Origin of the sequence: Aeromonas sp. ASNIH8 (genome assembly GCF_002919855.1) — a bacterium.
Lineage (GTDB): Bacteria > Pseudomonadota > Gammaproteobacteria > Enterobacterales > Aeromonadaceae > Aeromonas > Aeromonas caviae.
On sequence record NZ_PQLN01000159.1, the window covers coordinates 1 to 5621 of the forward strand.

General features: G+C 61.4%; 4 protein-coding genes. All 4 read right to left on the reverse strand.

Translation table 11 applies throughout. From position 1 onward, the window contains the following. Nucleotides 1-168: 168 nt before the first annotated feature. The 4 genes from glpQ to glpT all read right to left on the reverse strand — a co-directional run bounded on the left by glpQ (nt 169) and on the right by glpT (nt 5515). Nucleotides 169-1248, reverse strand: coding sequence for a glycerophosphodiester phosphodiesterase (gene glpQ / locus C3418_RS22520; protein ID WP_102948241.1), 1080 nt, complete (start codon nt 1246-1248; stop codon nt 169-171). Between the two features lie 102 nt (nt 1249-1350). Continuing rightward, complete coding sequence (gene glpD, locus C3418_RS22525; protein WP_102948240.1) at nt 1351-2838, reverse strand: glycerol-3-phosphate dehydrogenase; 1488 nt, start codon at nt 2836-2838, stop codon at nt 1351-1353. A 449-nt stretch (nt 2839-3287) separates the two neighbouring features. Further along, nucleotides 3288-4046 (reverse strand): DeoR/GlpR family transcriptional regulator, encoded by a 759-nt coding sequence (locus C3418_RS22530; RefSeq protein ID WP_010674233.1) that lies wholly within the window; start codon nt 4044-4046, stop codon nt 3288-3290. A gap of 101 nt (nt 4047-4147) precedes the next feature. Next, entirely contained in the window at nt 4148-5515 is a 1368-nt protein-coding gene (gene glpT / locus C3418_RS22535; RefSeq protein WP_102948239.1) for a glycerol-3-phosphate transporter, read from the reverse strand. Between the last annotated feature and the right edge of the window lie 106 nt (nt 5516-5621).

Sequence of the window (5621 nt, forward strand, 5' to 3'; positions counted from 1 at the left end):
GCAGTTCAAGTTACCCGCCCGCCGAGAACGAAGTTACCCAAGGTGCATCAAAGCCAAACCACAGAAGTATGCGACGAGAAAACCTAGTAAAAACAATGCCAGTCAGGCTTAACTGACTGGCATTAGGGCACCTGGCCCCGCTTGCATTCCCGTGTTGCTCTTCTTTTATTATTTGCCGTGGGCCTTGATAGCCTCGACCGCCTTGTCGGGGAAGTCGCTGAATACCCCGTCCACATCGGCCTGATAGAGGAAGATGTTGAGCAGGTCGGTGAAGTCTTTCGCATAGGCCGGGATCTGCCCCTCATCCTGACGGAAGGTATAAGGATGCACCTTGAGACCGGCCGCGTGGGCCTCTTTCACCATGCCGGTGAAGACCGGCTTGCCGGGAGTGCCCGGCTCGGTCACCACCATGGGTTTCCAGGGACCGATTCCCTCGGCATAGGTGGCGATGGTCTTCATGGCACCCGGCTTGAACATCCAGTCGTAGTCATAGGGGGTCGCCTTGCCCTTGGCGTCATAGACCATGGTCTCGTTCCAGTCGGTCTCGGCCATCAGCTGCACCAACTTCAAGTCCATACCCATGGCGGGCATCAGCTCGCCGTTGATGCGCTTGAGCTCGTTGGCATCGAAGCACTGCAGATAGACCTTGTCGCTCTTGCTGGTGTAGCCGTACTCCTTGAGCACGTTCAGCACCGCCCTGGAGATGTCCTTGCCCTCGTGGCGGAACAGCCAGGGAGCCTTGATCTCCGGGTAGATGCCGATGTGCTTGCCGGTGCTCTTGTTGAGCCCCTGGATCATCTCGATCTCTTCCTGGAAGGTATGGATCCTGAAGCTGGACTTCCACAGCGGGAAGCGCGCCGGATAGACCGGCACCTGCTTGCCGTCCACCAGCTGGAACGGCTCGGTCATGCGCAGGGAGCGCACCTCGCCCAGGGTGAAATCCACCACATAGTAGCGTCCGTCCGGGCGGGCCCGGCCGGGGAAGCGCTCGGCCACGTCCGTGATGCCATCGAGGAAGTGATCGTGCATCACCACCAGCTGGTCATCCTTGGTCATCACCAGGTCCTGCTCCAGATAGTCGGCCCCCATGCCATAGGCCAGGGCCTTGGATTCCAGGGTGTGTTCCGGCAGGTAACCGGAGGCACCACGGTGGGCGATCACGATTTTGCCTTCGTCGGCCGCCAGTGCGGGCAGCGCCAAGGCGGCCCCGAGGCCAAGGGCTATCAGGGTACGGTGAGGTTGCTTCATCAAGAGGTCTCGTTGTTATGGTGTGTAGGATGCAGGTAATTGTTATAGCAGGGGTTTATTGCAGTTTGACGGCGGGCGGCTAAGGCCGCCCGCCATGGGTCATCAGCAGGCTTCGGGCAGGACGTGGTGGTGCTCGAGCAGCCAGGCACCGAGCTGCTGCTGCTCGGATTCCGACAGGCGCAGCCCCAGCTTGCTGCGGCGCCACAGGATGTCCTCCAGAGAGTGGGCCCATTCGCGCGCGATGAGATAGCGCACTTCGGATTCATACAGCCCGGCGCCAAAGTGCTGGCCGCGCTCCTCCTTCAGCCAGAGGCGGGCATGAGCGCCATAGGCTTCGGCGATGCGCAGGGCGCTGCGATCGTCGAGCCAGTCGAATTCCAGCGCAAAGGCACGCGCCAGTTCACGCACCGAGCAGTCGAACTCGCCACCGGGCAGCCGGCAGGAGGCGGTCCAGTCCTCTCCCATCTGGCTGAACCAGGGCTTGAGCTTGTTGCAGGCGGCCTGGGCCAGCTTGCGGTAGGTGGTGAGCTTGCCGCCAAACACCGACAACAGCGGCGCGCCGTCGGATTCACCACTGAGCTCGAGCGTGTAGTCCCGGGTCACCGCCTGGGGTGAATCGGACTCGTCGTCACACAGGGGGCGCACCCCGGCATAGGTCCACACCACGTCTGCCGGGCTTATCTGCCTAGTGAAGTGGGCATTGACCACCTTGCACAGGTAGTTGATCTCGGCATCGCTGATCTTGGCTTCCCGCGGGCTGCCCTTGTGCTCCACGTCCGTGGTGCCGATGAGGGAATAGTCCTGCTGGTAGGGGATGACGAAGACGATGCGGTTGTCCTCGTTTTGCAGGATGTAAGCCTCTTCGCGCTCATGGATGCGCGGCACTATCATGTGGCTCCCCTTGATGAGGCGAATGCCGCGGGGGGATTTCTCGCTCAGGCTCTCGTCATAGAAGGTCTTGACCCAGGGGCCCGCCGCATTGACCAGACCACGGCAGCTGACGGTGAATTGCTCGCCCCCTTCCCGCTCCAGCGTCAGGGTCCAGTGTTTGGAGCCGCGCACCGCCTTGACACAGCGGGTACGGGTCTGGACATCGGCGCCCTTGTCCCGCGCCAGCATGGCATTGAGCACCACCAGCCGGGCGTCGTCGACCCAGGCGTCCGAGTATTCAAAGCCCTTGTTGATGCCGCTCTTGAGACCGTCCTGTGGCAGGAAGCGCAGACCGCAACTCCCCTTGAGCCTGTCCCGCTTGGCCAGGTTGTCATAAAGGAAGAGACCGGCGCGGATCATCCAGGCCGGACGCAGGTGCGGGCGATGAGGCAGACGAAAACGCATGGGACGGGCGATGTGGGGAGCCATACCGAGCAGGACCTCCCGCTCCGCCAGCGCCTCTTTCACCAGCCGGAATTCGTAATGTTCGAGATAGCGCAGGCCGCCGTGGATCAGCTTGCTGGAGTTGGACGAGGTGGCAGAGGCGAGATCGCTCGCCTCGAACAGCGCCACCTTCAGCCCCCGCCCCGCCGCATCTGCCGCGATGCCGACCCCGTTGATGCCGCCGCCGACGACGACCAGATCATAATGTTCGCTCATGTTCACCTACTTTCTTATTTTGTGTTTGCCATGACAGCAATGTTTGATTTCGCTCATATTAGAACATAAAAAACCAATAAACGAACATTTCGTGAGAGAAATGTGATCGCGATTGTTTTCACAATGCTAAAAATGCTGCCAGTCGGTGATGGCCTGGCCAAGCTAAGGTCTGCCGGAAACAGCCATTTCGGGCAGGGAGGAGAACAAAGAGTGCCGGATGGGGGTGCCCATGGGGCAAGGTGATGAAGGCGATGGCGTGAATTCCTCGCAGGCGCCTAGCGTCGGTGCAAACCGGGTGCCCGAGTGCGGGGGCAACATCAGGGGTCAAAGAAGGTGTGTCAGCGCCAGGAACTGGCCTCTTAGGCGCCGCAAGGGAGACGCCGCAGGCCGGGAGGGGGCAGAAAAAAAAGCGGCCGCCCCGAGGCGGCCTGATGCCTGTACGGGGAAGCTCAGCAGATATGGCAGGCGATCTGATGCTGGGACATCAGTCGCATCAGCTTCTCCGGCGGCTCCTGATCCGTGAACAGGGCGTGGATCTGGTTGAGGTTGCCGAGGTTGACCATGGCGTTGCGGCCAAACTTGGTGTGGTCGGCGGCCAGGAACACCTGGCGGGAGTGGGCGATGATGGCCTGGGCGATTTTCACCTCGTGATAGTCGAAATCGAGCAGGGAACCGTCGCTGTCGATGCCCGAGATGCCGATGACGCCGTAGTCCATGCGAAACTGGCCGATGAAGTCGCGGGTCGCCTCCCCGACAATGCCGCCATCCCGGTTGCGAATTTCGCCGCCGGCGATGATGACGGTGAAGTCATCCTTGGCGGTCAGGATGCTGGCGACGTTCAGGTTGTTGGTGACCACGCGCAGCTCCCGGTGGTCGAGCAGGGCCCGGGCGATGGCCTCGGTGGTGGTGCCGATGTCGATAAAGAGCGACGAGCCGTCGGGGATGTTGGCGGCCACTTCCCGGGCGATGCGCTCCTTCTCCTTGAGCTGCATCACCTTGCGGGCGCTGTAGGCGGTGTTGACGGTGCTCGAATGCAGTGAGGCCCCGCCGTGATGGCGCCGGATCTTGTTCTGTTCGGCGAGATCGTTGAGATCCCGGCGAATGGTCTGGGGGCTGACGTCAAAATGGGTCACCAGATCGTCGGTCGAGACGAAACCCTGCCGGGTCAGGACGTCCAGGATCTCCAGATGTCGTTGGGTTTGCTTCACGCTTGCACTCCGCAGATGAGACGAAAAAAGGCCCCGGCAGGTGCGGGGCCTTTGGCAGTGTACCTGATCCCTTTTCCAATCGATAAGGGCAGGATCACGTTTTATGCCTTATGGGCAGCCGCCTTGGCGGCAATCGACTCGTTCTCGTGCTTGAGGGTCATGGCCAGCAGGATGATGGAGAGCACGCAGGAGACGGTGAGCACCATGAAGCCGCCGTCCCAGCCGAAGTGGTCAACGGTATAGCCCAGCATGGCGTTGGCCGCGACCGCGCCACCCAGATAACCGAACAGGCCGGTGAAGCCCGCCGCGGTACCGGCCGCCTTCTTGGGCGCCAGCTCCAGGGCGTAGAGGCCGATCAGCATGACGGGGCCATAGATGAGGAAGCCGATGGCGACCAGGGCCATCATGTCGATGGTCGGGTTCCCCGCCGGGTTGAACCAGTAGACCAGCACGGAGAGGGTCACCAGCACCATGAACAGGATGCCTGCCGGGGCACGGCGGCCCTTGAACATCTTGTCGGAGATCCAGCCGCACAGCAGGGTGCCCGGGATCCCCGCCCACTCATAGAGGAAGTAGGCCCAGGAGGAGTGATCCACGCTGAAGTCCTTGGCCTCTTTCAGATAGGTGGGCGCCCAGTCCAGCACGCCGTAACGGATGAGGTAGACGAAGGCGTTGGCGATGGCGATATACCAGAGCAGCTTGTTGTGCAGCACGTACTTCATGAAGATCTCCTTGGCGGAGAACTCCTGCTCGTGGCTTTCGTTGTAATCCTTCGGGTAGTCGTTCTTGTACTCCTCGATGGGGGGCAGACCGACCGATTGCGGGGTATCGCGCATCACGAAGAAGGCAATCACCGCGATGGCCGCCGCCGCCGCCGCAGGCACATAGAAGGCGCTGCGCCAGTCGTTGAACCAGCCCATGCCGAGGATGAACAGGGGGCCTATCATGCCGCCGCCCACGTTGTGGGCCACGTTCCAGACCGAGACGATCTCACCCCGCTCCTTCTGTGACCACCAGTGCACCATGGTGCGGCCGCAGGGAGGCCAGCCCATGCCCTGTGCCCAGCCGTTCAGGAACAGGAGCACGAACATGATGCCAATGCTGGAGGTAGCCCAGTGCATGGTCCCCATCATGAACATGATGCCTGCCGAGAGCAGCAGACCGGCGGAGAGGAAGTAGCGCGCGTTGGATCTGTCCGACACGTTCCCCATCAGGAATTTGGAGAGACCGTAGGCGATGGAGACGCCGGAGAGGGCCAGACCCAGATCCCCGCGGGAGAAGCCCTGCTCGATGAGGTAGGGCATCGCCAGACTGAAGTTTTTCCGTACCAGGTAGTAACCCGCATACCCGAAGAAGATCCCGAAGAACACCTGCCAACGCATGCGTTTATAGAAGGGATCCACCTTGTCGGCCGGCAGCCGGTCGATATGGGGTGCAGGCCTGAAGAGAGTGACTGCTCCCCGCCGCAAGCGGCGAGGCTTCCCACTTCTTAGGCCGCTACTGCCGAATTGGCAGATTAACGCTGGCCTCCATGGGTAGAAACGACGTGTCCCGCCGCCTTTAATTCCAATATGC